The sequence below is a fragment of the Cupriavidus sp. FW306-01-F10A genome, from assembly GCF_058782785.1.
Window position 1 is genome coordinate 576086 of sequence record NZ_JBYSYA010000001.1, and the last position, 26763, is coordinate 602848.

Sequence of the window (26763 nt, forward strand, 5' to 3'; positions counted from 1 at the left end):
TTCGGCCAAAGTTACGCTATTAGAACTACAGTTCTATATGCGAACTTCGCAAATACGCGTGGCTATGCTAAAGGCCGGTCGACCGGTTGGTCAAGGAAATGGGGACGCGCGATTACATTCGTTTCGCGCAACAATTATTGAATGAGACCTGGAATTTTCTACGCAGGCCATGCAATGCGGCAGATCGGCAGGATCAATAGCGCATCTGCACATCATCGACCTTGCCCGTCCGCGCGTTGTACAGGCAGGCATAGTGGAAGCCGATCGCCGACGAACTGTCGTCAGGCTCGAACACGCCTTCGCCATTGACCGAGGTTTGCGCATTGGGGCGCAGGTAGTACTGCTCGCGGTCGGCCATCAGCATCACGCTGCCAGGCTGCGGGTAGCGGCGCTTGAGGGCTTCCGCCACGGCCGGCTCGCAGGCCGTGGACGCGGCCCTGGATGCGGCTTGTGGATCGACGGTGATGCGGGTGGTGGCCGGGGGCACCGGGCGCGGTGCCATCTGCGGCGGCGTTTCGCAGGCGGCCAGCAGGCACACCAGCGGCAGGCACAGGCAAGAAGCTCGGATCACGCGGACCTCCTCAGAAGGAGGGCGCCGGCAACGGGCACCCCAAAAAGTGAAGCGGAGCTATCAGGTTACTGCCTCTGGCCGGAAAAGCCAAAGCCGGCGCGCCCGGGCAGCCGGGCAATGCCCCGCCGATAGCGAATCCTTGAACGCGGCTAAACTATGGCACGCGGCAGCGCCCCGGGTTCCGGCCAGGTGCGTGCCGCCAGCACAACCATGATGCCGACACAATGACAACCACAGAGACAAGCGGCAACCGCCCTGCCACCCCTGCCCCCCTGCTGCGCACCGCCGCCAGCCTGCTCGTCGTACGCGATGCGCCGGCCGGCATGGAAGTGCTGCTGGTACGCCGCGTCGAACGCGCCAACGACCGCAGCAGCGGCGCCTACGTCTTCCCTGGCGGCACGCTCGACGCGCAGGACAAAGCCCTGCACGCGCATGCCCACGGCCTGGACGACGCCCTTGCCAGCGAACGCCTGGGCCTGCCGGCCAGCGGCCTGGACTTCTACCTGGCCGCCTTGCGCGAATGCTATGAAGAGGCCGGCCTGCTGTTTGCCTGCGACCGCGACGGGCGCCCGCATTCGCCGCACCAGCTCGACACCGCCCGCCAGGCGCTGCTGCGCGAGGCAGTGCAGCGCGGCGGCCCCGGCCTGGCCCACGCTTGCGAGCAACTGGGCCTGCACCTGGCGGCCGACCGGCTCGCCTATCACAGCTACTGGCTGACGCCGCCCGGCCTGCCCAAGCGTTTCGATACCCGCTTCTTTGTCGCCATCGCCCCCGAAGGCCAGATGGCCGTGCCCGACGGCACCGAGATCGTGGAGCACCGCTGGGTCCGCCCCGGCGAGGCCGCCGATCCCGCCAGCGGCCTGCCGCTGATGCACGTCACGCGCCGCACGCTGAGCTCGATCGCGCAGTTTGAAAGCGCCGCAGCCTGCTTCGCCTATTACTCGCAGTTGCGCGGCATTGCCTGCATCATGCCGCGGCTGGCCACCGGCGCAGCCGGCGTGCGCCCGGTGATGCCCAACGAGCCGTGCTACGCCGAGATCGGCCGCATCGATCCCGACGGCAACACGCACGGCCGTTATGAGCTGGCACCGGGCGTGCCGGTACGGCTGTCCGAGCGCGTCTGGCGCGTGACCGCCAACAACGGCAGCGTGATGACGGGCCCGGGCACCAACACCTACCTGGTAGGCGGCGGTGCGCGCAATGAATGGGCCGTGATCGATCCGGGCCCCGACGATGGCGAGCATGTGCGCGCCATCCTTGCTGCCGCACCCGGCCCGATCCGCTGGATCCTCGCCACGCATACCCACCTGGACCACTCGCCCGCTGCCGCCGCGCTGCAGGCCGCCACCGGCGCCACGGTGCTCGGGCGTGCCGCGCCAGCCGGCCAGTGGCAGGACCTCAGCTTCGAGCCACAGCGCGAACTGGACCACGGCGAGCGCCTTGCCATCACCGAGGACTGCACCCTGCGCGTGTGCCACACACCGGGCCACGCCTCGAACCATCTCTGCTACCTGCTGGAAGAAGAAAAGACACTCTTCACCGGCGACCACGTGATGCAGGGCTCGACCGTCGTCATCGGCCCGCCCGATGGCGACATGCGCGCCTACCTGGACTCGCTCGCAGCGCTGCAGGACGAAGACCTCGACTGGCTGGCGCCGGGCCATGGCTTCCTGATCGCGCGCCCGCAGGACGCCATCCGCATCCTGGTCCGGCACCGGCTGCAGCGCGAGGCCAAGGTCGCTGCCGCGCTGCGCGAACTGGGTCCGGCACCGATCGGCGAGCTGCTGCTGCGCGTCTACGACGATGTGCCGCCGCGCATGCATCCGGTTGCGCAGCGATCGCTGCTGGCGCACCTGCTCAAGCTGCGCGATGACGGCAAGGCGCAGGAAACGGACGGCATCTGGTCGAACGCCGCGGCGTAACACCGGGCGCGGGCATCGGGGCCACTTGAAGATTTTTGGCGGGGGGCTTGCGCAAACCAGAAATTGCGCTACAATGGCGCCTCTCGTGTGCGGCTGTAGCTCAGTTGGATAGAGTACTTGGCTACGAACCAAGGGGTCGTGGGTTCGAATCCTGCCAGCCGCGCCACCTATGCAGAAAGAAAAAGGGCTTCCGGAAACGGAAGCCCTTTTTTCATTGCGGCGCTCGCATCTGGCGCCACCCTCCCCACTACCACCGATAGCGCGCGCCGACCGTTCCGCCCGGGTTGCGCCCCGCCCTCACCTTGAACCACAGCTTCATGCCGGTCGACGTATTGCCATGCGCGCCGATGTTGAAGGAGAACAGCCCGCGCAGCAGGTCGGCATCGATCTTGGTGCCGTTGATGTTGATGACCTGCTTGCGGCTGTCCTGCCACCAGTCTGCCTCGACAAAGGGATAGATGCCGGCCAGCCGCGTCGGCTGCGCGCCGTACAGGCGCACGCCGATACCGGCGGCGCTGGCGTCGCCGGGCATGGCTTGCATCGGCATGCCGGAGACGGGGGACATGCCAGGCTGGTAGGCCAGCTGCAAGCGCGGCTGGATGGTCAGCCCGCCTGCGCGCGGCACCACGGCATCGACCGCCAGCGCCATGGTGCGCACGCGACTGTCGGCAAAACCGCCTGCGCTGGTGATGTCGTCCAGGTGCAGCGACACCCGGCGCGGGCGTTCGGCCATGGCGGCAGTTTCACGGTCGACCGCGGCAAGGCCGGGAGCATCGTCATCGGGCCCGGGGCCTAAGGCGAGCGTTAACGCGGATGGGGACGACTGCGACGGCGCGGCATACTCGACGGTGACGGGCTCGGCGGGCGTGGCGGACCAGGCAGGAGCAGCGGTGTCGGCAACCAGCAGATCGGGCACGTCGGCCATGGCGGGCTGCCCGGCTTGCGCCTGCAGCGGCTGGTCCCAGCCGGAGACGCCCTGGCTTTCCGGAACGGCGTCATCTGCATGGGCCAGTGCACACATCAGCATGGCCAGGATGACGCTGTACTGCAGGTGATGCAGGACCATGCCGTGGTGCGCGGCACATGCGTGCCACCCGGGGCAAGTCCCCGCCTCCCTTTCTCTCGATGACAAGACCGTAGTCATGGCAACCACCTTCGGACGTTATATGTGCCTGCCCGATGAGCTTGAGCATAGGTCAAATGCCCTGCCAGCGTTAGCCGGTAATGTTCGGCCGCGCGCGCCCCGTACGACCCTGTCAGTGAGCAAATTCGGCCTGGCCGCTGCGCCTTTTCGTCAATAATGGCGGTAATGACAAATCTTGCAGACATCGCCCGGCAAGCTGCCGCCGGGAGCAAACCTTATGGCCTTGTGGCAACGTGCGCGCCGGCATGAGTCCGAACCCGGGGGCATGGCACCGCCGGCCGGACGCAGCCGCAGCCTGAAGCGCAAGCTGGCGATCGCCACGGCGGTCGGCGGGCTCTGCACCCTGGTGCTCGCCGCGCTGGTGATGGCCCGCTCGTATGGCGACTTCACCTCGGCGCGGCAGAACCTGTATGACATCTCGGCGTACCGCGAGCTGCTCGAGGCCGCCAACGTGCTGTCCGCGGAACGCGGACCGGCCAACAGCGTGCTGGGAGAGCCACCCTCGCCCAACACTCCCGCGCGCGAACGCCTGCAAGCCTTCCGCGCCCGCAGCGATGCCGCGCTGGCGCGCCTGGCCGCGCCGCCGCCGGCACCCTTCGGCCTGCACAACCACCACCTGCCGCCGCTGATGGTCGAGCGCGTGCGCGAACGCCTGGCGCGGGCGCGGGCCGAGATCGACGAACTCGCCGGGCGCCCGCGCCAGGACCGTGACATGGACGAGATCCGCCATGCCATCGAAAGCATGTTCGAGGTCGTGGACGCGCTGCAGCCGGCCATCGCCTGGCAGGTGCGCGAACTGTCCGCCTGCGACGACGGCCTGGCGGCGCCGGCGCTGACCGGCAGAATGCTGGGCGACCTGCGCGAGTATGGCGGGCGCATCGCCTCGCAGATCATGGCGCCCGTGGCGGCGCGCCAGCCGATGCCGGTGCAGAGCCTGGTGGATGCCACGCGCTCGCGCGGCCGGCTGCTGGAGCTATGGCAGCTGGCGGGGCCGGCGCACAACATGTTCGGCGCCGTGCCCGCGCTGGAGCAGGCATACGCCGACGCCGGCCACCAGTTTTTCGGCCAGGCCCTGTCGATGATCGACAGCCTGCTTGCGCAGGGCCGCGTGTCGGGCCATTACTCGATGACGCCGACGGAGCTGACCAACCGCTATGTGCGCACGCTGGAGCCGCTGGAGCGGCTGCGCAGCGTATTCCTGGACGAGGTGGTCGCGCATTTCACCGCGACGCGCGCGCAGGCGCTGCGCGAACTGACGGCCGCGTGCGGCACGTCGGCGCTGATCCTTGCCGTGCTGGGCTACGTGCTGGTGTTCATGCAGCGCTCGGTGTTCCTGCCGCTGCTGCGCGCCGGCGACGAAGTGATCGGCCTGGCCGAGGCGCGCGACCACCCGCAGTACGCTGCGCCAGCGGCGTCCGCCAGGCCCGCGGCGGAGATGCGGCGCCTGTTCGATGCCATCGAGATCCTGCGCCGCAAGCTGCGCGAGCGCGCCTCGCTGACCGAACAACTGGAACACCAGGCGCGCACCGACAGCCTGACCGGGCTGCTGAACCGGCGCGCGCTGGAGCTGGTGGCCGCGCAGTACGCGGCACACGACAGCGCCAGCCTGGTGCTGATCGACGTGGACCGCTTCAAGCAGATCAACGACCGCCATGGCCATGCCGCCGGCGACCAGGTGCTGCGCGACATCGCTGCGATGATGCGCGCACTGGTGCCGCCCGAAGGCGTGCTGGCACGCTTCGGCGGCGAGGAGTTCGCGCTGCTGCTGCCGCACGGCAGGCCGGGCGAGGCGGCCGCGCTGGCCGAAACCCTGCGCGCGGAAATCGCGTCGCGCCCGGTCTACCTGTCGGGCAGCACCCAGCTGTGCGTCACCGCCAGCTTCGGCGTGGCCATCGGGCGCGGCGGCGAGCGTCACTGGCAGCGGCTGTTCGGCGCGGCCGACGCTGCCATGTACCGCGCCAAGGCCGAAGGGCGCAATTGCGTGCGCGAGGCACAGCGTGAGGAAGGGGTGGCAACCGGCTGAACCAGGCCGACCGTGGAACCAGCACGGAAAACGAAGGACGAAAAAAAACCCGCATCGCTGCGGGTTATTTCCAGATAACCGAGGCCGCTGCTTCGGTATCGAATGGCGGCGCCCGGAAAGGACTCGATCATTCAGGCCGGGCTGAAACGAAGAAAGGCTCGCTTGCGCGAGCCTTTCCAAATATTGGTGCCCAGAAGAGGACTCGAACCTCCACAGTGTTGCCACCGCTAGGACCTGAACCTAGTGCGTCTACCAATTCCGCCATCTGGGCTTCGTTTCGCTGCATTGCTGCTGCGATGCGAAGAACGAAATTATGCCGAGCGCGTCAGGAACTGTCAACACCCTGACACAAAAAATTTGTGATTCTTATTGCCCGCCGCCGCGCCGCAGGAAATCCACCTGCGCCGGCCGGCCAGGCAGGTCCAGCGCGGCCATCGCCGGGGGCATGCTGGCGATAGTCTTGCCGGCACGCAGCACCCGCAGCCGCGTGGCGCGCAGGCGGATTGCCTCCACCGGGTCGCGCGCCTGCAGCAGCACCAGGTCGGCGCGGCAGCCAGGCGCCACGCCGTAGCCATCCAGCCCCAGGATCTGCGCGGGCGTGGCGGTCACCGCGGCGAAGCAGGCGCGCATGGCCTCCTGCCCGGTCATCTGCGCAACGTGCAGCCCCATTTGCGCCACTTCCAGCATGTCGCCGGAGCCCAGGCTGTACCACGGATCCATCACGCAATCGTGGCCGAACGCCACCGGCACGCCGGCCGCCAGCAATTCCGGCACCCGCGTCATGCCCCGGCGCCGGGGATAGGTATCGTGCCGCCCCTGCAGCGTGATGTTGATCAGCGGATTGGCGATCGCCGCCACACCGGCCTCGCGCATCAGCGGAATCAGCTTGGACACGTAGTAGTTGTCCATCGAATGCATCGAGGTCAGGTGCGAGCCCGCCACCCTGCCCTGCAGGCCGAGCCGCACGGTCTCGCTGGCCAGCGTCTCGATATGGCGCGACAGCGGGTCGTCGCTCTCGTCGCAGTGCATGTCGACACGCAGGCCGCGGTCCGCCGCCAGCTCGCACAACAGCCGCACCGATTCGGCGCCCTGCGCCATGGTGCGCTCGAAATGCGGGATCCCGCCGACCACGTCGACGCCCATGTCCAGCGCGCGCTTCAGGTTGTCCAGCGCGCCGGGCGCGCGCAGCACGCCGTCCTGCGGGAACGCCACCAGCTGCAGGTCCAGGTAGGGACGCACGCGCTCGCGCACGTGCAGCAGCGCCTCCACCGCCAGCAGCCGCGGATCGCACACGTCCACATGCGAGCGGATCGCCAGCAGCCCGCGCGCCACCGCCCAGTCGCAATAGGCCAGCGCGCGCTCGACCAGCGCTTCCTGCGTCAGCATCGGCTTGAGCTCGCCCCACAGCGCGATGCCTTCGAGCAGCGTGCCCGACTGGTTCACGCGCGGCAGCCCGTACGACAGCGTTGCGTCCATATGGAAGTGCGTATCGACGAACGGCGGCGTCACCAGGTGGCCGGCCGCATCGATCTCGTCGGCGGCGCGCGCGGCCAGTGCCGGCTCAACCGCGGCGATGCGGCCCGCGGCAATGCCGATATCGATGTCGGTGCGCCCGTCGGGCAGGTTGCAGTGCCGCAGGATCAGGTCGAGCATGGAGGTCTCTCAGGCAGGAGGCACGGCGATGTTCTCACGGCGCCGGCTCCGGCGCCACGGCGTCATGCGCGCCGGTCGCGCGCCGCGGGCTCGGGGTCGAGTCCGCAGCCGCGCAGCAGCAGCGCCACCAGGTGCTCGGTGGCCTGCGCATAGTCCTGCTGCTCCAGCTGGCTGACGCCGAGCACCGCGCATACCTGCGACTCGAAATCCGCATAGGTCTGCGTGGCCGCCCAGATCGTGAAGAACAGGTGCTGGGGGTCGACCGGCGCCATCTGGCCGCGGTCGATCCACTGCTGCACCACCGCGGCCTTGCGCGACACCAGTTCGCGCAGCACCTGCCGCAGGACCTCGCCGATCTCATGCGCGCCGTGCAGCAGCTCATTGGCAAATACGCGCGATGCATCCGGATGACTGGCCGACAGCCGCATCTTGGCGCGGATGTATTGTTCCAGCGCCACCTGCGGCGGCAGCTCGGCGCGGATGATGTCGGTCTCCGACAGCCACAGCTGCAGCGTATGCGCCAGCACGGCGCGGTACAGCGCCTGCTTGGTGCGGAAGTAGTAATGCAGGTTGGACTTGGGCACCCCGGCGCGCACCGCGATCTCGGCCATGGTGGCGCCGGCAAAGCCCGCGCGCGCAAAGACATGCTCGGCCGCGCGCAGGATCATGGCCTGGTTCTCCTGCCGGATGCGCCCGCCCGGCGCATCGCACGCGGGCAGCGGGCGCCGCGCCGCGGCGCTGGCCTGCGTGTCCATCAGCGCGTGCCGTAGAGGCGGTCGCCGGCGTCGCCCAGCCCGGGCACGATATAGCCGTGCTCGTTGAGCGTGTCGTCGATGGCCGCGGTGACGATGCCGACCTCAGGGTGCGCCGCGCGCAGCGCGCGCAGCCCCGGGCGCGAGGCGATCAGGCACACGTACTTCATGGTGGTGACGCCGGCCTCTTTCAGGCGGTTCAGCGCGGCGATGGCCGAGTTGCCGGTGGCCAGCATCGGGTCCACCACGATCACCATGCGCTCCTGGATGTCTTCCGGCATCTTGAAGTAGTACTCGATCGGCTCCAGCGTCTCGGGGTCGCGGTACAGGCCGATATGCCCGACGCGCGCCGCCGGCAGCAGCTCCAGCATGCCGTCGATAAAGCCGTTGCCGGCGCGCAGGATCGACACCAGGCACAGCTTCTTGCCCGACAGCACCCGCGACTGCATCGGCGCGATCGGCGTGCGGATGGCGACCGTCTCCATGGCCAGGTCGCGCGTGGCTTCGTAGGTCAGCAACTGGCTGATTTCACGCACCAGCCGGCGGAAGTTGTCGGTAGTGGTGTCCTCGCTGCGCACCAGGGTGACCTTGTGCTGCACCAGCGGGTGGTCGACGACCAGCACGCCGGCCAGGCCGGCAGCATCGGCATCGAATGTATCAACAGCGGGAACAGCGGACATGTCGTTCATGGTGACGCTCCTGATGCCAGGTTTCACATGCAATGCCTGCCGGCAACGTCGGCCGCCTGGCGGCCGACTTGCTCAGAACACGGTGCCGTCGCTGATGATGGCGAACGGCGGCGCGCCACCCGGGCGCCGCTTGGCGGCAATGCGGCGCCCCGCCGCCCAGGTGCCGCCTTCGAGCACGCGCGCCAGCGGGAAATTTTCTTCCTGCAAGCCAAGCGCCTGGCGCACGCCGTCGGCCACCAGGTCCAGGCCGGTCACGGTCAGCGCGCGCCATTCGACGATCACGGGCTCATCCACCGCATGCGGCACGGCGGCAAAGCCGGGGTCGCGCGGCACCATCAGCTCGAAGTCGTAGAGCAGGCCGCCGTTGCGGTATTCGGGCAGGCCCGTCAGCGCGTCCAGCCCGGTCACGGTCAGGCCGGCGTCCTCCAGCGGCTCCAGCAGCGAATAGGTCAGCCATTGCGTGAGCTTGTGGAACGGCACCAGCCCGCCCGGCGCGGCCGGATGCCGCCAGCAGTCGCCCAGCGACACGCCTTCGACAATGATCCGCCCCGGCCATACCGGCCCCAGGCCGACCAGCAGCGTGCGCAGCAGGAAGCTGGCGTCGAGCTGCCCGTTGACCGCATGCGCCTTCAGGTAGTCGTACAGGTTGCCCAGCCGCGCCGGCCGGCCGAACAGCGCCGGGGTCGCCTCCATCACCTCGCCCAGGCGGCGCAGCAGGCCGGCGCGGCCTTCCAGCCCCACCAGCGGGTTGTGCTGCGCGACCTGGAAGGCGTGGGCGATGCTGTCGGCATCGATGCGCTGCAGCCGCTCGGCGTCCGCGCGCAGCGGATCGCCCGGCGCGGCCGAGAAGCCGCCGCGCGCGAACAGGTCGAAACTGGCCACGCCCAGCCCTTCCGAGCGCGTCAGCACCAGGTCGCTGGCCGGATCGCGGTAACGCCAGTCAGGGCCGGCACCGGCATCGAGCAACACGCTTGGAATCACCAGGTCGATGCCGATGCGGGCGCGCTCCTCGCGGTGCTCGGGCCCGCTCAGCGCGGCACGCTCGCACAGCACCTGCCAGCGGTCCGCGCGCTGGTCGACGCCGGCGCTTTCAAAATGGCGCCAGCGGCTGTGGTACGGCACCTGCAGGTCCGGATAGCGCTGGCGGATGGTGCTGGCGACATAGTCGGCAATGGCATGCACGCGGTCCGGATGCCAGGTGAAAAGTTCGGACGCGCCGCTGGCCACGTGCTCGGTGACCGCCGCGCAATGCGTGCGCACCGCCTCGGCACACAGCAGCGCCGAAGCGGGATGCCCTTCCGGCACCGGGCTCAGCCAGCCGGCACCCGGCCGCATCTCGTTACCTGTGCCCTGGCGGTCCATGCCGGGCTTGCCATCCTCGGGAAACATCGTCATTCGTTCAACCCCCTGCCCTTTGCCAGGGCCAGTTCGTTCGCATCCGGCGGCGTGTAGTGCGTAAAGTAGCCCGCGGCCACCTTGGCATCGATCTCGACACGGGCGTCGGCGGGAATCAGGGTCTCGGGGATGGCCACCTGCTCGACCACCTCGATGCCCTGCGCCACCAGCGCGCCATGCTTCATGTTGCTCATCGACGCCCAGCGGTCGATGCGGCGGATGCCCAACCAGTGGAACACATCCGGCATCAGCTCCTGGAAACGCATGTCCTGCACGCCTGCCACGCATTCGGTGCGGGCAAAGTAAGTCTCGGCACGGTCGCCGCCCACCTGCCGCTTGCGTGCGTTGTAGACCAGGAACTTGGTCACCTCGCCCAGCGCGCGGCCCTCCTTGCGGTTGTAGACCACCAGCCCGACACCGCCCTGCTGCGCCATCTCGATGCACACCTCGATGCCATGTGCCAGATACGGCCGGCAGGTACAGATGTCTGACCCGAACACATCCGATCCGTTGCATTCATCGTGCACGCGGCAGGCCACGCGGGTTTCGGGCTTGCCCAGCTGGCTCACGTCGCCGAAGAAATACAGCGTCATGCCGCCGATGGGCGGCAGGAACACCTTCAGGTCCGGCCGCGTCACCAGTTCCGGGAACATGCCGCCGGTCTGCTCGAACAGGCTGCGGCGCAGCACGCTTTCCTTGATGCCGAAACGGGCCGCCAGCCCGGGCAGGTACCAGACCGGATCGACCGCAGCCTTGGTCACGCGCACATCGCCGTTGGCATGGAGGATGTCGCCGTCGGGCTTGAGCCGGCCGGCCGCGATGGCCGACATCAGCTCCGGCATGTTGATATGCGCGCGGGTGACGGCGATGGTCGGGCGGATATCCACGCCGGCCGCGATGCGGTCGGCAAACACAGTGGAAACCAGGTGGCCCCAGGGATCCAGCGAGACAATTTTCTCCGGGTCGCCCCACTGCGGATGCGGGCCGATGGCCTCCGCCGGCGCGGTATCGGTCAGGTCGGTGCGATGGTCGCGCTGCAATGCGCCCGCGGCAACCGCTAGGGCCCGGTAGATCGCGTAGGCACCTGCGTGAGTACCGATCACATTGCGCTGCGCCGGATTCGCCAGGCTGGCAATGACCGGCCCGCGCTCGGCCGCCGTGGGGGCGCCCCAGTGGATAGGCTCGGCCGGCTTGTCGCGGCGTGCGTGCGAGGTCAGGACGATATGGTCGGACATGGCACCCTCGGTTCCCGATGGAATCCTGACCAAATGGTCAGGTTTACGATTCCATACTAGGCAACCTTTGTGCCATCGCCCAATGCCGTTTACGCGAGTGTTGCTCCGATGTGTGTGGCGCCGAACGCAAGTTCGGGCGGGCGGCATGCACGCATGGCGTGCAGGCGGCGTGGCATAACGGGTGCACAAGCACCAACAAGAAGCGCGCACGGCCATGCTGGCACGGCGCCATCCGGGAGAAGCTGTACCGCCGCTGCACGGCCGTGCCTGCAAACGTTACACGCGTTGCCGGCTGGCGCGGTCGCGGCCGTTGCCCAGCAGCGCACGCAGCGCCGCCAACGGCCGGGCGCTTTCGATGTAGCGATAGAACAACGCGCCGGCCACATTGCTGAGCGCCCATGCTGCAACCATGCCGAGCGCGTTCAGCACCGGCCGGCCTGGCGCCAGGTTCGACACCAGCGCGTTGACCAGCAGGCAGACCGGAAAGTGAACCAGGAACACCGAATAGGAAATGCGCCCGAAGAAGCCGACCGCGCGCGCCCGCGGCCAGCGCTCCAGCCAGCCGCCGCGGCGCGCCACCGCCAGCAGCAGCGCAGTGGCCAGCGCCACCGCGATGCGCAGCCGGAAATCGAAGGCCAGCGCCGCCAACGCCACCGCGCCGAGGACCAGCAGCGGCAACACCGGGCGACCGGGGTTGGACGCCCAGTAGGCCAGCGCCCCCATGCCATAGGCGCCGAAGAAGTACAGCGCCCAGATATCCCACGCGGCATCGCGGTTGAACCAGAACAGCGACGCCACTGCCACCAGCGCCACGATGCCAATGCTGACCCCGGCACCCGCCGGCGCTTTCCCGCACGCCGCGGCGCGCGCGGCCCACAGCGCGCCCAGCAGCAGCGCAAACAGCTGCAGGTCGATGGCCACGTACCAGACCCCGGCCGAGAGCGCGTCGACATCGAGCACGTTATGCAGCAACGTCACGTGCGCCAGGAACTGCAGCAGGCCGGGCGGCGCGGGGATCGAATCATGCACCATCCATTGGCGCGCCAGGGCGGCACCGGCGATGCTGAGCAGCAGCGCCGCGGCAAAGGGCACCACCAGCTTCTGGTAGCGCCGCCACAGCACCAGCAGCGGATGCTGGCTGATCTCCAGCCGGCCATGCGGCGCCAGGCTGCGCGCGGCGAGGAAACCGCTGACCACCAGGAAGACCTGCACGGCGATGCGGGCGTAGTCGTACAGCCAGTCCACCAGCCCCGGGGCCAGCCGATACGCGGTATCGGACATCGGGCCATAGAAGGCCAGGTGATGGAGCACGATCAACTGGGAGCTGATTGCTTTCAGGGCGTCAATGCACGGCAGGCGCGACGGACGGGGGCTCATTGTTATAGGAATGTTGCGATTGCACGGAGGGGGCAATTCTACCTGCTTGCACCGACTTCAATATGGCGTGTACGCCACTACATGGAGATTCGTTACACACTGCCCCGGCTTGTTGCGAGTTTGCCGTCGCGGCCCAATACACCTGCAGGATAGATACGGGGGGACGTCAGGCTTGAACCACCCATTGAAGGGGCGTTTCGTTGTGTGCCAGTAGGCTAAGCTAGATCCAGGATTGCCACTTTGGGGCCGCTTATGCAGCACCGCACGCACTTCCCCCGCACCGGTCACGCCTTCCGTTGCGGCTTGGCTGAGTGCTCCCTCATCGCCCTTCTGGCCGCGGCCCTGGCGGGCTGCGAGGGAGTCCCCCGGGATACCGCGGCGACCCCGCCACCGCCGCGTCAGCCGATTGCGCCCAGCGACGACGTGTACCCCGCCCCGACCACGGTACGCGACACGCGACCTGCGGTGCGCACTCCGTAGGCGGCGTTTTTCCTACGCGGCCGGCATCCGGCCCTTGCACCCGGATGTCATCCCCCTGTCATCCACCCCAAACAAAATGCCATCCAGACAGGGTGCAGGCACCCGTCCGCCAGCCGCCTTCTGCGGCAGTGCAGCGACGGAATGTCTTGACGCCCCGTTTTTTCCACCTTCAATGAAAACGTTTTCATCCGGAGCTGCAAGCGTGAATCGCAAAGATCCAGCGGGGGGCAGGCCTGACACGACAGGTGGCGCCACCCTGATCGACGTGGCGCAAGCCGCGCGGGTGTCGCTCGCCACCGCATCGCGCGTGTTCAGCAGCCCGCACCTGGTCCGCGACAGCACGGCGCAGCGCGTGCGCGAGGCGGCGCGCCGGCTCAGCTTTCGCCCCAACCTGCTGGGCAGCAAGCTGCGCGCCCAGCAGACCCGCATGATCGGCGTGATGCTGCCAACGCTGGAAAACGCGGTGTTCGCCGAATGCTGGCACGGCATCGAGGAAGCGGCGCTGGCGGGCGGCTATTCGCTGATGCTGGTCACAAGCGGCTACGATCCGGCGCGCGAATGCGAGCGTGTGGAGTACCTGCTGCGCCATCGCGTGGACGGCATGGTGCTGACCGTGGCCGACGCGGCGCACAGCACGGTGCTGGATCAACTCGACGGCGAGGGCGTGCCCTACGTGCTGGCGTACAACCAGGCCGGACCGCGCAGCCGGCGTCATTCGGTATCGGTGGACAACCGGCGCAGCGCCTGCGCCGGCGTGGAGGCCCTGATCGCCGCCGGGCACCGCCGCATCGCCGTGGTATCGGGCGCCTTCGTCGCCTCGGACCGCGCGCGCCAGCGCTTTGCCGGCTATCAGGACGCCATGCGCGCGCACGGGCTAAGGCCCGCCACGCCAGTCTGCCTGCCATCGCACACCGCCAGCAATGCCGAACAGATCCGCGCGCTGGTCCGGGCAAACGATGCGCCCACCGCCTTTTTCTGCACCAATGACCTGCTGGCCATCGGCGTGATCTCCGACCTCAGGCGCCTCGGCCTGAGCGTGCCGCGCGACATCTCCGTGCTGGGCTATGACGGTATCGCGCTGGGCAGCGTGGTCGAACCGCCGCTGGCCACCGTCGTGCAACCCAATGCGGAGATCGGCGCCAGCGCCGTCGGCCGGCTGCTTGCCTGGCTGCACGATGGCGGACGAGCCTCGGCGGCGCTGGCGCGCGTCACGCTGCTGCCGCACGCACTGCGCGTCAACGGCACCGTGGCCGCTCCGCCGTCACCGTAACCGCGTGCGCATGTTGCATTCCCCACCCCCTGTCCTCAACCAAGGAGCCTCTCATGCAACCTATTCCTTCCTGGCGCCGCCCGCTGCGCTGGATTGCCCTGGCGCTAAGCGCTGCCGCGTTCAGCCAGGGCGTGGCCGCCCAGACCGCGATCTGCTACAACTGCCCGCCCGAATGGGCCGACTGGGCGGCACAGATCCGCGCCATCAAGGAAAAGACCGGCGTTGCCGTGCCGCTGGACAACAAGAACTCCGGCCAGTCGCTGGCGCAGCTGGTCGCCGAGAAAGCCAGCCCGGTGGCCGACGTGGTCTACTACGGCGTGACCTTCGGCATCCAGGCCAAAAAGGATGGCGTCACCGCCGCCTACAAGCCCGCCCACTGGAACGACATTCCCCACGGCCTGAAAGACCCGCAGGGCAACTGGTTCGCCATTCATTCCGGCACGCTGGGCTTCATGGTCAATGTCGACGCGCTGCGCGGCAAGCCGGTGCCGCAGTCATGGGCCGACCTGCTCAAGCCCGAGTACAAGGGCCTGGTCGGCTATCTCGACCCCGCCAGCGCCTTCGTAGGCTATGTGGGCGCAGTCGCGGTCAACCAGGCCATGGGCGGCACGCTCGACAACTTCGGCCCGGCCTTCAAGTATTTCAAGGACCTGCAGAAGAACCAGCCGATCGTGCCCAAGCAGACCGCTTATGCGCGCGTGCTGTCCGGTGAAATCCCTATCCTGCTCGATTACGACTTCAACGCCTATCGCGCCCGCTACAAGGATCACGCCAACGTTGCCTTCGTGATCCCCAGGGAGGGCTCAGTGGTGGTTCCCTACGTGATGAGCCTGGTCAACAAGGCGCCGCATGAGGCCGAAGGCCGCAAGGTGCTCGACTTCGTGCTGTCCGACGCCGGCCAGGCGCTGTGGGCCAACGCCTACCTGCGCCCGGTGCGCGCCGGCGTGGTGCCTAAGGAAGTACAGGCGCGTTTCCTGCCGGCCACCGAATACGCACGGGCCAAGGCGGTGGACTTCGGCAAGATGGCCGACGTGCAAAAGGCGTTCAGCGAGCAGTATCTGAAGGAGGTGCGCTGACGACTGGCGATGGTGTCACCCGCCTGATGGTTGTCTCCCCGCAAAGGGGGAGACAACCGGGCGGCTCACCCAAACCATCGCCCACCCCCCATCACACCGTCGCTGCCATGACAAACCGATCCCCCTCCCTCTTCCTGTTCGCCTTGCCGGCACTGGTGGTCTTCCTGGCCTTCTTCTGCCTGCCGATGGCGCGGCTCCTGGCGGTCAGCATCAACGGCGAGCAAGGCGCGGGCGTGTACTGGACCATGGTCTCCAGTCCGCGCTACCTGCACAGCCTGGTGGTCACCGTGCTGCTGTCGGCCGCCGTGACACTGGCCACGCTGGTGATTGCCGGCATTGCCGGCACCTTCCTGCAGCGCAACGCGGTGCCTGGCAAGTCCGTGCTGGTGGCCATGCTGAGCTTTCCGCTGGCGTTTCCCGGCGTGGTGATCGGCTTCATGGTCATCATGCTCGGCGGCCGCAACGGCCTGCTGGCAATGGTCGGCGACAAGGTCGCCGGCGAGCGCTGGACCTTTGCCTACGGCCTGGCGGGGCTGTTCGTCGGCTACCTGTACTTCTCGATCCCGCGCGTGATCCTGACCGTGATGGCGGCCGTGGACAAGCTGGACGCCTCGCTGGAAGAAGCGGCCCGATCGCTGGGCGCCAGTCCCTGGCACGTGGTGCGCGACGTGATGCTGCCCGCGATGATGCCGGCCATGATCTCCAGCGGCGCGATCTGCTTTGCCACCAGCATGGGCGCGTTCGGTACCGCCTTCACGCTGGCCACGCAACTCGATGTGCTGCCGCTCACCATCTACAACGAGTTCACCAACTACGCCAACTTCGGCATGGCCGCTGCGCTGTCCATCCTGCTGGGCACCGTCACCTGGGCCTTGCTGGCGCTCGCACGCTGGTTCTCCGGCGACGCCGTGGCCGCGACCGCCTAGGAGCCAACCCATGACCCCAACCCATCGCCGCCCCGGCTACTGGCTGCAACTGGCGCTCACACTAGCAGTCTGCGCCTTCATGACCGTGCCGGTCGTGCTCTCCGTGCTGGCTGGCCTGACCAACAATATCTTCATCGGCCTGGAAAGCGGCCTGACCACGCGCTGGCTCGCGGAAGTCTGGTCGCTCTATCGCAATACCATCTTCCTGTCGCTGCTGATCGCGCTGGCCTGCCTTGCCTGCACGCTGGTGCTGGGCGTGCCGGCCGCGTACTACATGGCGCTGCGGCGCAACCGCATCACCCGGCTGATCGAGGAACTGCTGATGCTGCCAGTGGCCGTTCCGGGCCTCGCGACCGCGCTTGGCCTGATCCTGCTCTACGGCACCTGGCAGACCCTGCGCACGAGCTGGCTGTTTATCCTGATCGGCCATGTGCTGTTCACCCTGCCCTTTATGGTGCGTTCGGTGCTGGCCATCCTTGCCGCCATCGATATCCGCACGCTCGAAGACGCGGCGGCCAGCCTTGGCGCCAGCCGCCTGCAGCGTTTCTTTACCGTGGTGCTGCCCAATTGCCGCCAGGGCATCCTGGCCGGCGCGCTCATGGTGGTCACGCTGTCGGTGGGCGAATTCAACCTCACCTGGATGCTGCACACGCCCACCACCCAGACGTTGCCTGTAGGCCTGGCCGACAGCTATGCCTCGATGCGGCTGGAGATCGGCTCGGCCTACACCATCGTCTTCTTCGTCATGATCATTCCGCTGCTGGTGCTGATGCAGGCGCTCAGCGCGCTGGGCGCGCGTTCCCGCAAGTACGTTCCCGAAGCGGTGCCCGCCCCTGCTGTTGCCGCCACGCCGGCCAACCCTCATACCGAGACCCGTCATGCATGAACCCACCACCATCAGGCTGCGCGATTGCGGCAAGACGTTTGCCGACGGCACGCTGGCGCTGCAGCCGCTGGATCTCGACATCGGCGCCGCGGAAACCGTGGTACTGCTAGGCCCGTCCGGCTGCGGCAAGACCACCACGCTGCGCATCATCGCCGGGCTGGAGTATCCCGATGCAGGCGGCGAAGTCTGGTTCGGCGATACCTGCGTGACCGCGCTGCCGATCGAGCAGCGCGGCGTGGGCATGGTGTTCCAGAGCTACGCGCTGTTCCCCAATATGACCGTCTCCGAGAACATCGGCTACGGGCTGCGCGTGCGGCGCGTGGACGCCGCCACGCGCCGCACGCGGGTCGCCGACATGCTCGCGATGATGCATCTCGAACCCTTCGCCGACCGCCGCGTGGACCAGCTCTCGGGCGGCCAGCGCCAGCGCGTGGCGCTGGCACGCGCCATTGCCGTGCAGCCGCGCGTGCTACTGCTGGACGAGCCGCTGACCGCGCTCGACGCCAAGCTGCGCGACGCCCTGCGCGCCGACATCAACCAGTCGCTGCGCAACCTGGGCATCACCGCCGTCTATGTCACGCATGACCAGGCCGAGGCCATGGCGCTGGGCGACCGCATCATCGTAATGGACAAGGGCCGCATCGCCCAGACGGGCACGCCGCAGGATATCTACCGCGCCCCGGCCAATGCCTTCGTGGCGGATTTCATCGGCACCATGAACCGCCTGCCCGCCGCTGCCGAGAACGGCGCCTGGCGCGTGCCTGGCGGCGTCGTGCCCCGGACGCACGAATCCGCGCCGGCGCAGCGCGCCGACCTGATGTTCCGCCCCGAAGACGTGGCGCTGGTGCACACGGACAACGCCCATCTGCACGGTAGCGTGGTCACGGCCCTGTTCCTGGGCAACTGCACGCGCCTGCTGGTGGAAGTCGGCGCCGCCGCGCCGCTCATCGTCGACACCACGCGCCGCGACAACTGGCACGCCGGAGACCGCGTCGGCCTGCGCATCGACACCGGCCACCTCATCACACTTGCCGAAGCCCTGGCAGCATGAACACCGCCCCCTACCTGGTCGCCCACATCACCGACCTCCACATCAAGGCCGGCGGCAAGCTGTCGTACCGGCTGGTTGACACCGCCGGCGCGCTGCACCGCTGCATCGACACCCTGCTGGCAGCCCCGCAACAACCCGACGCAGTGATTGTCACCGGCGACCTGGTCGACTTCGGCGCCGAAAGCGAATACCAGTTCCTGCGCCAGATCCTGCAGCGGCTATCCATGCCCGTGCGGTTGCTGCCGGGGAATCACGACAGCCGCGGCGCGCTACGCCGGGTCTTTGCCGATCACGACTACCTGTTTGCCACCGGCAGCGGCGAAGACCCGGTGCACTACAGCATCGACGCGGGCCCGCTGCGGCTGGTGGCCTTCGACTGCACCGTGCCGGGCCAGCCCGGCGGGCACGTCGATCCCGGCGCGCTGCCATGGCTGGAAGCCGCACTGTCTGCCGACCCGGCCCGCCCCACCCTGCTGTTGCTGCACCATCCGCCGTTCTTTACCGGCATCGGCCACATGGACGAGCAGGGCCTGGCCAACGCCGACGCGCTCGAAGCCATCGTGCGCCGCCACCCGCAAGTGGAACGCGTGCTGTGCGGCCATCTGCATCGGCACATCACGCGCCGCTTCGGTGGCACGGTCGCGATCACCGCGCCCGGGCCGGCGCACCAGGTGGCGCTGGACCTGGACCCGCAGGCGCCCTCGTGCTTTCGCATGGAGCCGCCGGGCTACCTGCTGCACTGGTGGCATCCGGCACACGGACTCGTGACGCATGCGGCAGCGATCGGGGACTATGGGGCAGCGCATCCGTTCTTTGACGCGCAGGGCAAGCTGATCGACTAGCGGTGACGCTCTGGCAGGTTGTTCGTAAGCGCCAGGTGATGGCCTTGCAAAAGTACACGAATGGCGAAGCCATGCGTCGCAACCGCTTGCGCCATGTCCCAGCTTGCAGGTGGAGTCATCCGCGATGATTCCACCGCGGAGACTCCTCACCGAGGTGGTTTGCTGCTTTGCAGATCCGCTATTGCCAAACGGAGAATCAACGACGCATGATCGCCACGATCGAATCGACGCGGGTTCTGTCACAGGCCATTGCGATGCCATCTGCAAACACCGGTTGCGCCAGCCGTGTCAGCACATCACCCGGAGGCGCCTCCACCACCAGCCTGGCGCCATTGGCTCGGGCCAGCAGCATGGCTTCATGCCAGCGCACCGGCGTCGCCATGTTCTGCGCGAGATCCTCAGCGATCTTGCGTGGATCGCGCAGTTCGCGCGCCTTGCTCGCACTGAAGTAGCGCAACGTAGGCGCCGACATCGCCACCCCCTGCATGGCTTCGCCCAGGGAGCGCGCGGCGTCTGCCAGCAGCGGACAGTGCGACGGGACGTGGATGGCGACCGGCCTGGCGGCCTGCGCGCCAGCCGCTAGCGCCAGCGTCGACACTTCCGCCAGCGCCGACAGCTTGCCCGCGATCACAATCTGCGTGGGGGCGTTGAAATTGGCCAGGTACACCGGTTGCTGCGGCGTGCAGACCTGCGCCACCAGCGGTTCCAGCCGGTTCCGGTCCAGGCCGAGGATCGCCGTCATGCCATAGCCATGCGGAAAGGCCTGCGCCATCAACTCCCCGCGCAAGCGCACTAGTCGCAACGCATCGGCAAAGGCCAGCACACCTGCGGTCACCGCCGCCGCATAGGCGCCGATGGAGAGGCCGGCCACCGCGTCGGCGCGGGCGTCATGCCCGACCAGGCAGCGCGCCATGGCCACGCCTGCCGTCAGCAGGCAAAGCTGGGTCCATACCGTGGACTGCAGGCGTGTCGGCGTATCCATCTCCGCCGCCGGCACCTGCAGCACGTCTTGCGCCTCGGCCAGCACCGCGGCCACCGCGGGATGCGCGGGCAGGTCCTTCAGCATGCCGGGCCGCTGCGCGCCCTGGCCGGGGAAAGTAAGCAGGACATTCATGCCGTGGGTTGCCAGGGATCGTCGCACAGCCGCGGGCCGTGATCCGTCTTCAGCAGCACCCTGCCGCCGCTGCGCAGGCGTTCCAGCAGCGAGAAGCCACCAAACGGGGTCGCGACCTGTATATCGAGCCTGGCCGGCGCGGCGCGCTGCAGCTCGGCCAGCAGGTCCAGATGCGGGGCCGGGAGCGGTTGTGCGGCCTGCACGACGAGGTCAAGGTCGCTGTCGGCACGCAGCACGTTGTGCAGACAGGCGAGCGAGAAGCCGGCGCTGCCAGTCACGCCCCACCGGATACCGGCGGCGTCGAGCCAGTCGGCGATGGCCTCGAGCGCGAGGATTGCCGGCAGGGTCGCCAGCTCCGGCCTCCGCCGCCAGGCACGCTGCGCGGCCAGGTCCATCGGCGTGACGATCTTGCGGATCGCCGCGGGCGTGATCCAGGTGCCGAAGCGTTCCGCGCGCGTACCGCCGCGCAAGCCGACGGGGACTGCGCCAGGCCGGCGGCCGTCGCGCCGCACGACCAGCGGGATCTCGCGCAGCGCTGGCAGGCAGACCCATTCCGGCAAGCCGTCGCGGCCCAGGTCGCTGGCCGGATCGCCCAGCCAGACCAGGTCGTGTGGCGCGGGCGTCGCAGTGTTCAGGCTTGCCATTGCCGCGACAGGCAGTCACGCACTGCAGCCGACGCCTTGCGGTTTGCGCCCGCCAGCCGACCGGACAGTCCGTGGGTCGGGTCGCGTCGGATCTCCGCCAGCGCGGAAAGGATGGTGTCGCGCGCCAGGTGCACATCGGCCGGCACCGGGGCGCTGGCCGACTCGACGTCGATCAGCCGCCACAGGATGCCCAGCGTGGCGAAGTTTTCGATGTCGTAGGCCATCGGCGGCACCGTCGACGCCAGCGCCTCGAGGTCCTCGACTGTGCGCATGGTGACCCTGGCGGCGGCCTCCTTGCCCATCGCATGCACCAGCACGCCCTCGTCATTGAGCGCGATGATGCGGTTGGCCTGGTAGCCGTGCGCGAGGAAGGCTCCCGACATGGCACGCCCGACGATCAGCGCCACCACCGGATGGCCGGCCAGCCGCGCCTCGGCATAGGCAGCGACAGCGCCAGCCAGCGCCTGGTGGATGCCGAGCGCTTCTTCGCGCCGGCCGTACGCCTGGCTGGGGGTATCGACGATCGCCACGATGGCGCGCCTGACCGGCAATTCGCGGTCCGCTTCGATCGCTTCGCGCACCGCGCGCGCCAGCGACCAGCCTTCGAGCAGACCGGCCTCGCCATGACGTGCCCGCGGAAAGCGGCTGTCGGCGTCAGGCACCAGGGCGATCCAGCGAACCGCGGTCCCCGCCAGTTCGCCGTCGGCAACCAGCACTGAGTCTGGCAGACCCGGCTGGACCTGCGCCGCGGGCGCCAGTGCCTGCAGCCAGCGTTCACCACGGCTGGGTTCGCGCGCGATAGCGGTTTGGGTTGGTGAGTTCATGCGTCGGTCCCCCGTTGCAACAACGCCTGCACATCGGCCGGCGTGGGCTGCGCACTGGCGTCGTACGCCTGCAGTGCGGCCAGATATTGGGCGTATTGCTCACTGCGATAGCTTCCGTCGACCGGGCCGCGCAACAGTTCGGCGACCTGCCTGCGCATCGCGTCGCAATCGTCATCGACATACGCATCGGCGAAGCCGGTGGCAACGCGCTGCGTGCCGCCGGTAAAGCTCCAGATAAAGGGCCGGTCACGCGAGTCGTACTCGGCGATGCCCGCCTCCTGCTCGATCACGGCCGGGCCGTTCAGGCCGAGGCGCCCTTCCTGCGTCATCACCAGCGCGGTACACAGGCCCGCGGCAATCGACATGCCGCCGAAGCAGCCCACCTGCCCGGCGATCACGCCGACTACCGGCTGGTAGCGGCGCAGGTCGACGATGGCCGCATGGATCTCGGCAATCGCGGCCAGGCCGAGATTGGCTTCCTGCAGGCGCACGCCGCCGGTTTCCAGCAGCAGCACTGCGCGCGTCGGTTCGCCGCGGCGGTTGTCCTCGGCGGCCAGTTCGAGTGCGCCGGCAATCTTGGCGCCGCCGACTTCGCCCATGCTGCCTCCCTGGAAGGCGCCTTCGATGGCCAGCACCACCACCGGCATCCCGTCGATGCGCCCCTTGGCGACCACCACGCCGTCATCGCTCTGCGGCACCACACCCTGGGGCGGCAGCCATGGCGACTGCAGGCCGTCGAACGGGCCCGCCAGTTCGCGGAAGGTGCCCGGGTCCAGCAGCGCACGCGCGCGCTCGCGTGCCCCCAGTTCGATAAAGCTGTTGCGCGCCAGCAGTTCCGCCGTGTTCATGCGCCCTCTCCTGGTTGCGGGTCGCCCAGCGCCTCGAAGGCCTCCGCCAGGCGCATGCCGACCACGCCCGGCGTGGCGCCGAAATCGTGGATGCGGATCTGCATCGACGCGCGCGGCTCGGCGGCAAAGACGCGCGCGAGCTGCGCATCCCAGACACGGCCATAGCCATTGACCGAGGTGGTGACCTCAACCGTGGTCACGCCGCCGCTGCCGGGCTCGACCAGAACCTCGAGGTCGCCCGACCCCACCACGCCCACCAGCACGCGCGCCCTGGCAGGCTGCCCCGCCGGAAATTCAAATCGTAGTTGTTCCATCAAAGTCCCCTGAATTGTTGCCCATCGAGTCCTGCGACAGCCGGTCGAGGAAGATCGTCGCGGCCAGCAAGTCCGCCGCGCCGCCCGGCGAGGCGCGCTGCGCCAGCATGCCGGTGTCCAGGTTGCGCAGCTGCCGCCGTCCCACCACCGTGCCCGCGCCACCGGCGGCGAGCACCGCCTTGGCGCCGGCCTGCATGTAGTCCAGGCCCTTGCGCCCCGACCTCGCCAGCACGCAGGTATCGTCCAGCTCGCTCATCAACGCCAGCAGCGCATTGAGACGTGCCGTGGATTCGGTGTCGCCGCGCGCGCGGCTGCGTTGCAGGGCCGGCAGCGCCAGCCGCATCACGTGCGGGAACCCTGCCCGTGCCTGGGCCCGCGCACCGCCAACGCCGTACGCCAGGCAGGCGAGTTCGCCCTTGTTGCCGGTAACCACCGGCCGGTGGCGGTCGGGCAGCGCGGCGATGGCACCCGCCGTGGCACTGATCGCCGCGGCACTGGCGCGCTGCCCGGCCGCGCCGAGCTGTCCCGCGGCGCCGACCAGCAAGCCGATGCACCAGATCGCGCCGCGATGCGTATTGACACCGCCGGTGGCGGACAGCATCACCGCCTCGGCCTCGCGGCCGAGCGCGCCCAGTTGCTCGCGCAGCCCATATCCGACGCGCGGCGCCTGCAGGCCGGCATCGGCCATGGCCGCGAACGACGGGCCCAGCGACTGCGCCGAGCGCAGCATCAGCGGCAATGTCAGGTCGGCATGTGCGCCGCTACCACGGCTGTCGACCAGGCCAGGCTTGGGCGACAGCCGTGCTTCTTCCACGATCGCGCTGACCGCAAGGCCAGCGAGTGCCTGGGCGCGGGGAGCGGCCACCGGCTGGTGCCGGTGCTGCGCCGGCGTGTGCAGGATCCTTGCTGCTGCGCTCGCCATTACCAGCTCCGGAAGCGGGCGGGCGGCGCGTACAGCCCGCCGGACCAGTCCACCAGTTCGGCCATGCTCTTGGCCGCCAGCAAGCTGCGCGTGGCCTGGCTGCGCTGCACGCCCAGGTCTTCGGGCAGCGCGATGAGGCCGTCGCTGCGCATCCGGCGCGTCGTGGCGGGGTCATGCGTCATGCCGATCGGCGTGACGCCCGCCACTGCGGCAATCATCCGGCGCCGCTCTTCCAGCGATTGCGCCTTGTACAGGTAGGCGATGCCTTCCTCGGTCAGCACGTGGGTAACGTCGTCGCCGTAGATCATCACCGGGGCGAGCGGCATGCCGCTTTCGCGCGCGACGTCGACCGCGTCCATCGATTCCACGAAGGTGGGCTTGCCGCCCGCCTGGAAGGTCTCGACCATCTGCACCACCAGCTTGCGGCCGCGCGCGAGCGGATCGTCGGTTTCGATCAGGTCAAGCCAGGCTGGCGTCGGGTGCCGCCGCCCGCCGGGCTGGTGGCCCATGTTGGGCGCGCCGCCAAAGCCCGACAGCCGCCCGCGCGTCACGGTGGACGAGTGGCCGTCGCCGTCGATCTGCAAGGTCGAGCCGATGAAGAGGTCCACCGCATACTGGCCGGCAAGCTGGCAGAAGGCCCGGTTGGAACGCATCGAACCGTCCGCACCTGTGAAGAAGACATCCGGGCGCGCGGCGACATAGGCCTCCATGCCCAGTTCGCTGCCAAAGCTGTGCACGCTCTCGACCCAGCCGGTCTCGATGGCGGGGATCAGCGTCGGGTGCGGGTTGAGCGTCCAGTACTTGCAGATCTTGCCCTTCAGCCCCAGCGACTCGCCGTAGGTGGGCAGGATCAGCTCGATGGCCGCGGTGTTGAAGCCGATGCCATGGTTGAGCGACTGCACCTGGTGGCGCTCGTAGATGCCCCGGATCGCCATCATTGCCATCAGCACGTGGACCGGCTTGATCAGGCGGGGGTCGCGGGTAAACAGTGGCTCGCAGAAGAATGGCTTGTCGGCCTGCACCACGTAGTCGATCCAGGAGCCGGGCACGTCCACGCGCGGCAGGCCGGCGGGGTTGTCGACGATCTCGTTGACTTGCGCAATGACCAGCCCGTCGCGGAAGGCCGCGGCCTCTACCAGTGCCGGCGTGTCCTCGGTGCTGGGGCCGGTGTAGAGATTGCCCTCGCGATCGGCCTTGTAGCCGGCGATCAGCACGACGTTGGGGACCAGGTCCACATACAGCCGCGCATAAAGCTCGATATAGGTGTGGATCGCGCCCACTTCGAGCTGGCCGTCCTCCAGGAACTGCGAGATGCGGATGCTCTGCGCGCCGGCGTACGAGAAATCCAGCTTGCGCGCGATGCCACGCTCGAACAGGTCCAGGTGTTCCACCCGGCTGACGCTCGGGATGATCATGTGGAGTGCATTCACACGCGCGGGATCGACCTGTGCCAGCGAGCGCGACAGAAAGTCGGCCTGCTTCTGGTTGTTGCCCTCCAGCACCACGCGGTCGCCCGAAAGCAGCACTGCCTCCAGGAAGGGCACAATATCGCTGGTCGGCACCAGCTTGCCCTGGGCAATGGCGGCGGCGTTCTGCTTGCGGCGCGCCTTGGCTTCCCTGCGGGTGTTCCATTGGCGGCCTGTGCTGGTGGTGGTCATCGCATCTCCGGGCTGACGTCTGTCTGATGTGCCCACCTTAAAACAGGCGGTGCCCACCGAACAATCACGTTGGGCGGAGAACCATTACGCTGGCCGGAAGCAAGGCCTGAAGCGCGGCCGGACCCAGCCTCGGCGTCTTATGGCTCCGCGTCGCGCATGGCCATGCGGCACACCGCGGCCAGCGCCAGCAGGTTGGGATCGCGCTCGCGCCGGCGCAGGAAGCTCAGGCCGATGGTCTGCTTGATGTCGTATTCGCCGGCCAGTGGCACGAACGCCACGTTGCGCGAATACACTCCTTTTACCCGCCCTGGCAGAAGCGTGTAGCCGATGCCACCGCCCACCAGGTTCATCAGTGAAAAGATATCGCCGACTTTCATCACCACATTTGGCGTGAATTGGGCAATACGGAAGGCCTCGACAAAGCCGTGATAGGTGACGAAGCCCTCGCTCAACGCCACGAACGGCTCGTCGCGGCAGGCTCGCAGGTCGACCGCCGGCATGGAGGCGTAGGGCGAGTCGGCAGGCGCCGCAAAGAAGATATCGTCCTCGAACAGCTGGATCGACTCGATCTCCGGGTCGGGCTCGGGCACGGCCATCAAGGTGGCATCGATAGAGCCCTGCTTGAGTTTGTGCAGAAGGTCCGCATTGGAGCCCAGCACCAGTTCAGTCTGCAATTCCGGGCGCCGCAGCTTCAGCCCGATCACGATCCTGGGCACGGTCTGGACCGTCAGCGAGTAGAGCGAGCCGATCTTGAGCTGGTCGGCCGAAAAGCCGGCGGCCTCGCGCGTGGCGCGGATGCCGTCGGCCATGGCCTTGAGCACTTCTCTTGCCGTATCCGCCAGCACATAGGCCGCATCGGTCGGGATCAGGTTGCGGCCCTCATGCCGGAACAGCGCGCAGCTCGTGCCCTCTTCCAGCGAGTGCAGCGCACGGTGCACGCTGACCGTGCTGGTGTCCAGGATCTCGGCCGCCTTGGCCAGGTTGCCGGATTCCATGAACGCCAGCAGGGCTTCGAGTTTGCGGAAGGTGATCTCTTCGCCAATGCGGATTCTCATGGTTCTGGGCTCGGGTGTGGGGGCGGCCTTCCATCTTAGCCGCGTGGCGGCCAGTTCGCATGATTAGCTGGCTTGGCCGAGCCATCGCGACC

24 protein-coding genes and 2 tRNA genes are annotated in these 26763 nt (G+C 68.3%); 9 read left to right on the forward strand and 17 right to left on the reverse strand.

The features are described 5' to 3' along the window. Window positions 1–193: 193 nt before the first annotated feature. The gene (locus AC3WLF_RS02595; protein ID WP_035815245.1) at window positions 194–571 is read right to left on the reverse strand and encodes a hypothetical protein; all 378 of its coding nucleotides are present in this window, start codon (window positions 569–571) and stop codon (window positions 194–196) included. A 224-nt stretch (window positions 572–795) separates the two neighbouring features. On the opposite strand from AC3WLF_RS02595, the gene AC3WLF_RS02600 reads away from it, so the two are divergent. After that, window positions 796–2493 (forward strand): MBL fold metallo-hydrolase, encoded by a 1698-nt coding sequence (locus tag AC3WLF_RS02600; RefSeq protein ID WP_492357779.1) that lies wholly within the window; start codon window positions 796–798, stop codon window positions 2491–2493. A gap of 89 nt (window positions 2494–2582) precedes the next feature. Beyond that, a tRNA-Arg gene (locus AC3WLF_RS02605) sits at window positions 2583–2659 on the forward strand. An 81-nt stretch (window positions 2660–2740) separates the two neighbouring features. On the opposite strand, the gene AC3WLF_RS02610 is transcribed toward AC3WLF_RS02605, so the two are convergent. Next, window positions 2741–3637 carry a hydrolase gene (locus AC3WLF_RS02610; protein WP_492316872.1) on the reverse strand — a complete coding sequence of 299 codons (897 nt, stop codon included), beginning with the start codon at window positions 3635–3637 and terminating at the stop codon, window positions 2741–2743. 217 nt (window positions 3638–3854) lie between these two features. Between AC3WLF_RS02610 and AC3WLF_RS02615 the strand changes: the two genes are divergently transcribed. Continuing rightward, window positions 3855–5660 carry a GGDEF domain-containing protein gene (locus AC3WLF_RS02615; RefSeq protein ID WP_492357780.1) on the forward strand — a complete coding sequence of 602 codons (1806 nt, stop codon included), beginning with the start codon at window positions 3855–3857 and terminating at the stop codon, window positions 5658–5660. A 184-nt stretch (window positions 5661–5844) separates the two neighbouring features. On the opposite strand, the gene AC3WLF_RS02620 is transcribed toward AC3WLF_RS02615, so the two are convergent. From AC3WLF_RS02620 to AC3WLF_RS02650, 7 genes are all read right to left on the reverse strand, one after another. Then, window positions 5845–5931, reverse strand: a tRNA-Leu gene (locus AC3WLF_RS02620). Between the two features lie 95 nt (window positions 5932–6026). Further along, window positions 6027–7313 (reverse strand): amidohydrolase family protein, encoded by a 1287-nt coding sequence (locus AC3WLF_RS02625; RefSeq protein ID WP_492357781.1) that lies wholly within the window; start codon window positions 7311–7313, stop codon window positions 6027–6029. Window positions 7314–7375: 62 nt separating this feature from the next. Beyond that, window positions 7376–8068 (reverse strand): TetR/AcrR family transcriptional regulator, encoded by a 693-nt coding sequence (locus tag AC3WLF_RS02630; RefSeq protein ID WP_492316869.1) that lies wholly within the window; start codon window positions 8066–8068, stop codon window positions 7376–7378. Beyond that, window positions 8068–8754, reverse strand: coding sequence for a uracil phosphoribosyltransferase (upp, locus tag AC3WLF_RS02635; RefSeq protein ID WP_492355714.1), 687 nt, complete (start codon window positions 8752–8754; stop codon window positions 8068–8070). Before upp ends, AC3WLF_RS02630 begins: the two co-directional genes overlap by 1 nt. Window positions 8755–8826: 72 nt before the next feature. After that, a complete protein-coding gene (locus tag AC3WLF_RS02640; RefSeq protein WP_492351038.1) occupies window positions 8827–10149 on the reverse strand; it encodes a URC4/urg3 family protein in 1323 nt (440 codons plus the stop codon). Then, on the reverse strand, window positions 10146–11384 hold the full coding sequence (locus AC3WLF_RS02645) for a GTP cyclohydrolase II (protein ID WP_010814581.1): 1239 nt from the start codon (window positions 11382–11384) through the stop codon (window positions 10146–10148). Before AC3WLF_RS02645 ends, AC3WLF_RS02640 begins: the two co-directional genes overlap by 4 nt. 276 nt (window positions 11385–11660) lie before the next feature. After that, on the reverse strand, window positions 11661–12761 hold the full coding sequence (locus AC3WLF_RS02650) for an acyltransferase family protein (RefSeq protein ID WP_492357782.1): 1101 nt from the start codon (window positions 12759–12761) through the stop codon (window positions 11661–11663). Between the two features lie 652 nt (window positions 12762–13413). On the opposite strand from AC3WLF_RS02650, the gene AC3WLF_RS02655 reads away from it, so the two are divergent. From AC3WLF_RS02655 to AC3WLF_RS02680, 6 genes are all read left to right on the forward strand, one after another. Continuing rightward, window positions 13414–14511: a substrate-binding domain-containing protein gene (locus AC3WLF_RS02655; RefSeq protein WP_492316865.1), complete on the forward strand. Its 1098-nt coding sequence runs from the start codon at window positions 13414–13416 to the stop codon at window positions 14509–14511. A gap of 53 nt (window positions 14512–14564) precedes the next feature. Then, window positions 14565–15587, forward strand: a complete 1023-nt coding sequence (locus tag AC3WLF_RS02660; protein ID WP_492357783.1) for an ABC transporter substrate-binding protein — start codon at window positions 14565–14567, stop codon at window positions 15585–15587. 107 nt (window positions 15588–15694) lie between these two features. Continuing rightward, on the forward strand, window positions 15695–16513 hold the full coding sequence (locus AC3WLF_RS02665; RefSeq protein WP_492357784.1) for an ABC transporter permease: 819 nt from the start codon (window positions 15695–15697) through the stop codon (window positions 16511–16513). Between the two features lie 10 nt (window positions 16514–16523). Then, window positions 16524–17399, forward strand: coding sequence for an ABC transporter permease (locus AC3WLF_RS02670; protein ID WP_492357785.1), 876 nt, complete (start codon window positions 16524–16526; stop codon window positions 17397–17399). Next, entirely contained in the window at window positions 17392–18450 is a 1059-nt protein-coding gene (locus AC3WLF_RS02675) for an ABC transporter ATP-binding protein (protein WP_492357786.1), read from the forward strand. Before AC3WLF_RS02670 ends, AC3WLF_RS02675 begins: the two co-directional genes overlap by 8 nt. Beyond that, a complete protein-coding gene (locus AC3WLF_RS02680) occupies window positions 18447–19292 on the forward strand; it encodes a phosphodiesterase (protein WP_492357787.1) in 846 nt (281 codons plus the stop codon). Before AC3WLF_RS02675 ends, AC3WLF_RS02680 begins: the two co-directional genes overlap by 4 nt. Window positions 19293–19488: 196 nt before the next feature. On the opposite strand, the gene mdcH is transcribed toward AC3WLF_RS02680, so the two are convergent. The 8 genes from mdcH to AC3WLF_RS02720 all read right to left on the reverse strand — a co-directional run bounded on the left by mdcH (window position 19489) and on the right by AC3WLF_RS02720 (window position 26671). After that, window positions 19489–20406: a malonate decarboxylase subunit epsilon gene (gene mdcH, locus AC3WLF_RS02685; RefSeq protein WP_492351033.1), complete on the reverse strand. Its 918-nt coding sequence runs from the start codon at window positions 20404–20406 to the stop codon at window positions 19489–19491. Next, the gene (locus tag AC3WLF_RS02690) at window positions 20403–21050 is read right to left on the reverse strand and encodes a malonate decarboxylase holo-ACP synthase (protein ID WP_492357788.1); all 648 of its coding nucleotides are present in this window, start codon (window positions 21048–21050) and stop codon (window positions 20403–20405) included. The genes mdcH and AC3WLF_RS02690 overlap by 4 nt, the downstream gene beginning before the upstream one ends. Then, on the reverse strand, window positions 21038–21874 hold the full coding sequence (gene mdcE / locus AC3WLF_RS02695; RefSeq protein ID WP_492316857.1) for a biotin-independent malonate decarboxylase subunit gamma: 837 nt from the start codon (window positions 21872–21874) through the stop codon (window positions 21038–21040). The genes AC3WLF_RS02690 and mdcE overlap by 13 nt, the downstream gene beginning before the upstream one ends. Beyond that, a complete protein-coding gene (locus AC3WLF_RS02700; RefSeq protein ID WP_492357177.1) occupies window positions 21871–22722 on the reverse strand; it encodes a biotin-independent malonate decarboxylase subunit beta in 852 nt (283 codons plus the stop codon). Before AC3WLF_RS02700 ends, mdcE begins: the two co-directional genes overlap by 4 nt. Continuing rightward, a complete protein-coding gene (locus AC3WLF_RS02705; RefSeq protein ID WP_492351030.1) occupies window positions 22719–23036 on the reverse strand; it encodes a malonate decarboxylase subunit delta in 318 nt (105 codons plus the stop codon). Before AC3WLF_RS02705 ends, AC3WLF_RS02700 begins: the two co-directional genes overlap by 4 nt. Then, a complete protein-coding gene (locus tag AC3WLF_RS02710; RefSeq protein ID WP_492357176.1) occupies window positions 23017–23958 on the reverse strand; it encodes a triphosphoribosyl-dephospho-CoA synthase in 942 nt (313 codons plus the stop codon). The genes AC3WLF_RS02705 and AC3WLF_RS02710 overlap by 20 nt, the downstream gene beginning before the upstream one ends. Further along, the gene (gene mdcA / locus AC3WLF_RS02715) at window positions 23958–25616 is read right to left on the reverse strand and encodes a malonate decarboxylase subunit alpha (RefSeq protein ID WP_492316853.1); all 1659 of its coding nucleotides are present in this window, start codon (window positions 25614–25616) and stop codon (window positions 23958–23960) included. Before mdcA ends, AC3WLF_RS02710 begins: the two co-directional genes overlap by 1 nt. A 137-nt stretch (window positions 25617–25753) precedes the next feature. Continuing rightward, complete coding sequence (locus AC3WLF_RS02720; protein ID WP_492357789.1) at window positions 25754–26671, reverse strand: LysR family transcriptional regulator; 918 nt, start codon at window positions 26669–26671, stop codon at window positions 25754–25756. Between the last annotated feature and the right edge of the window lie 92 nt (window positions 26672–26763).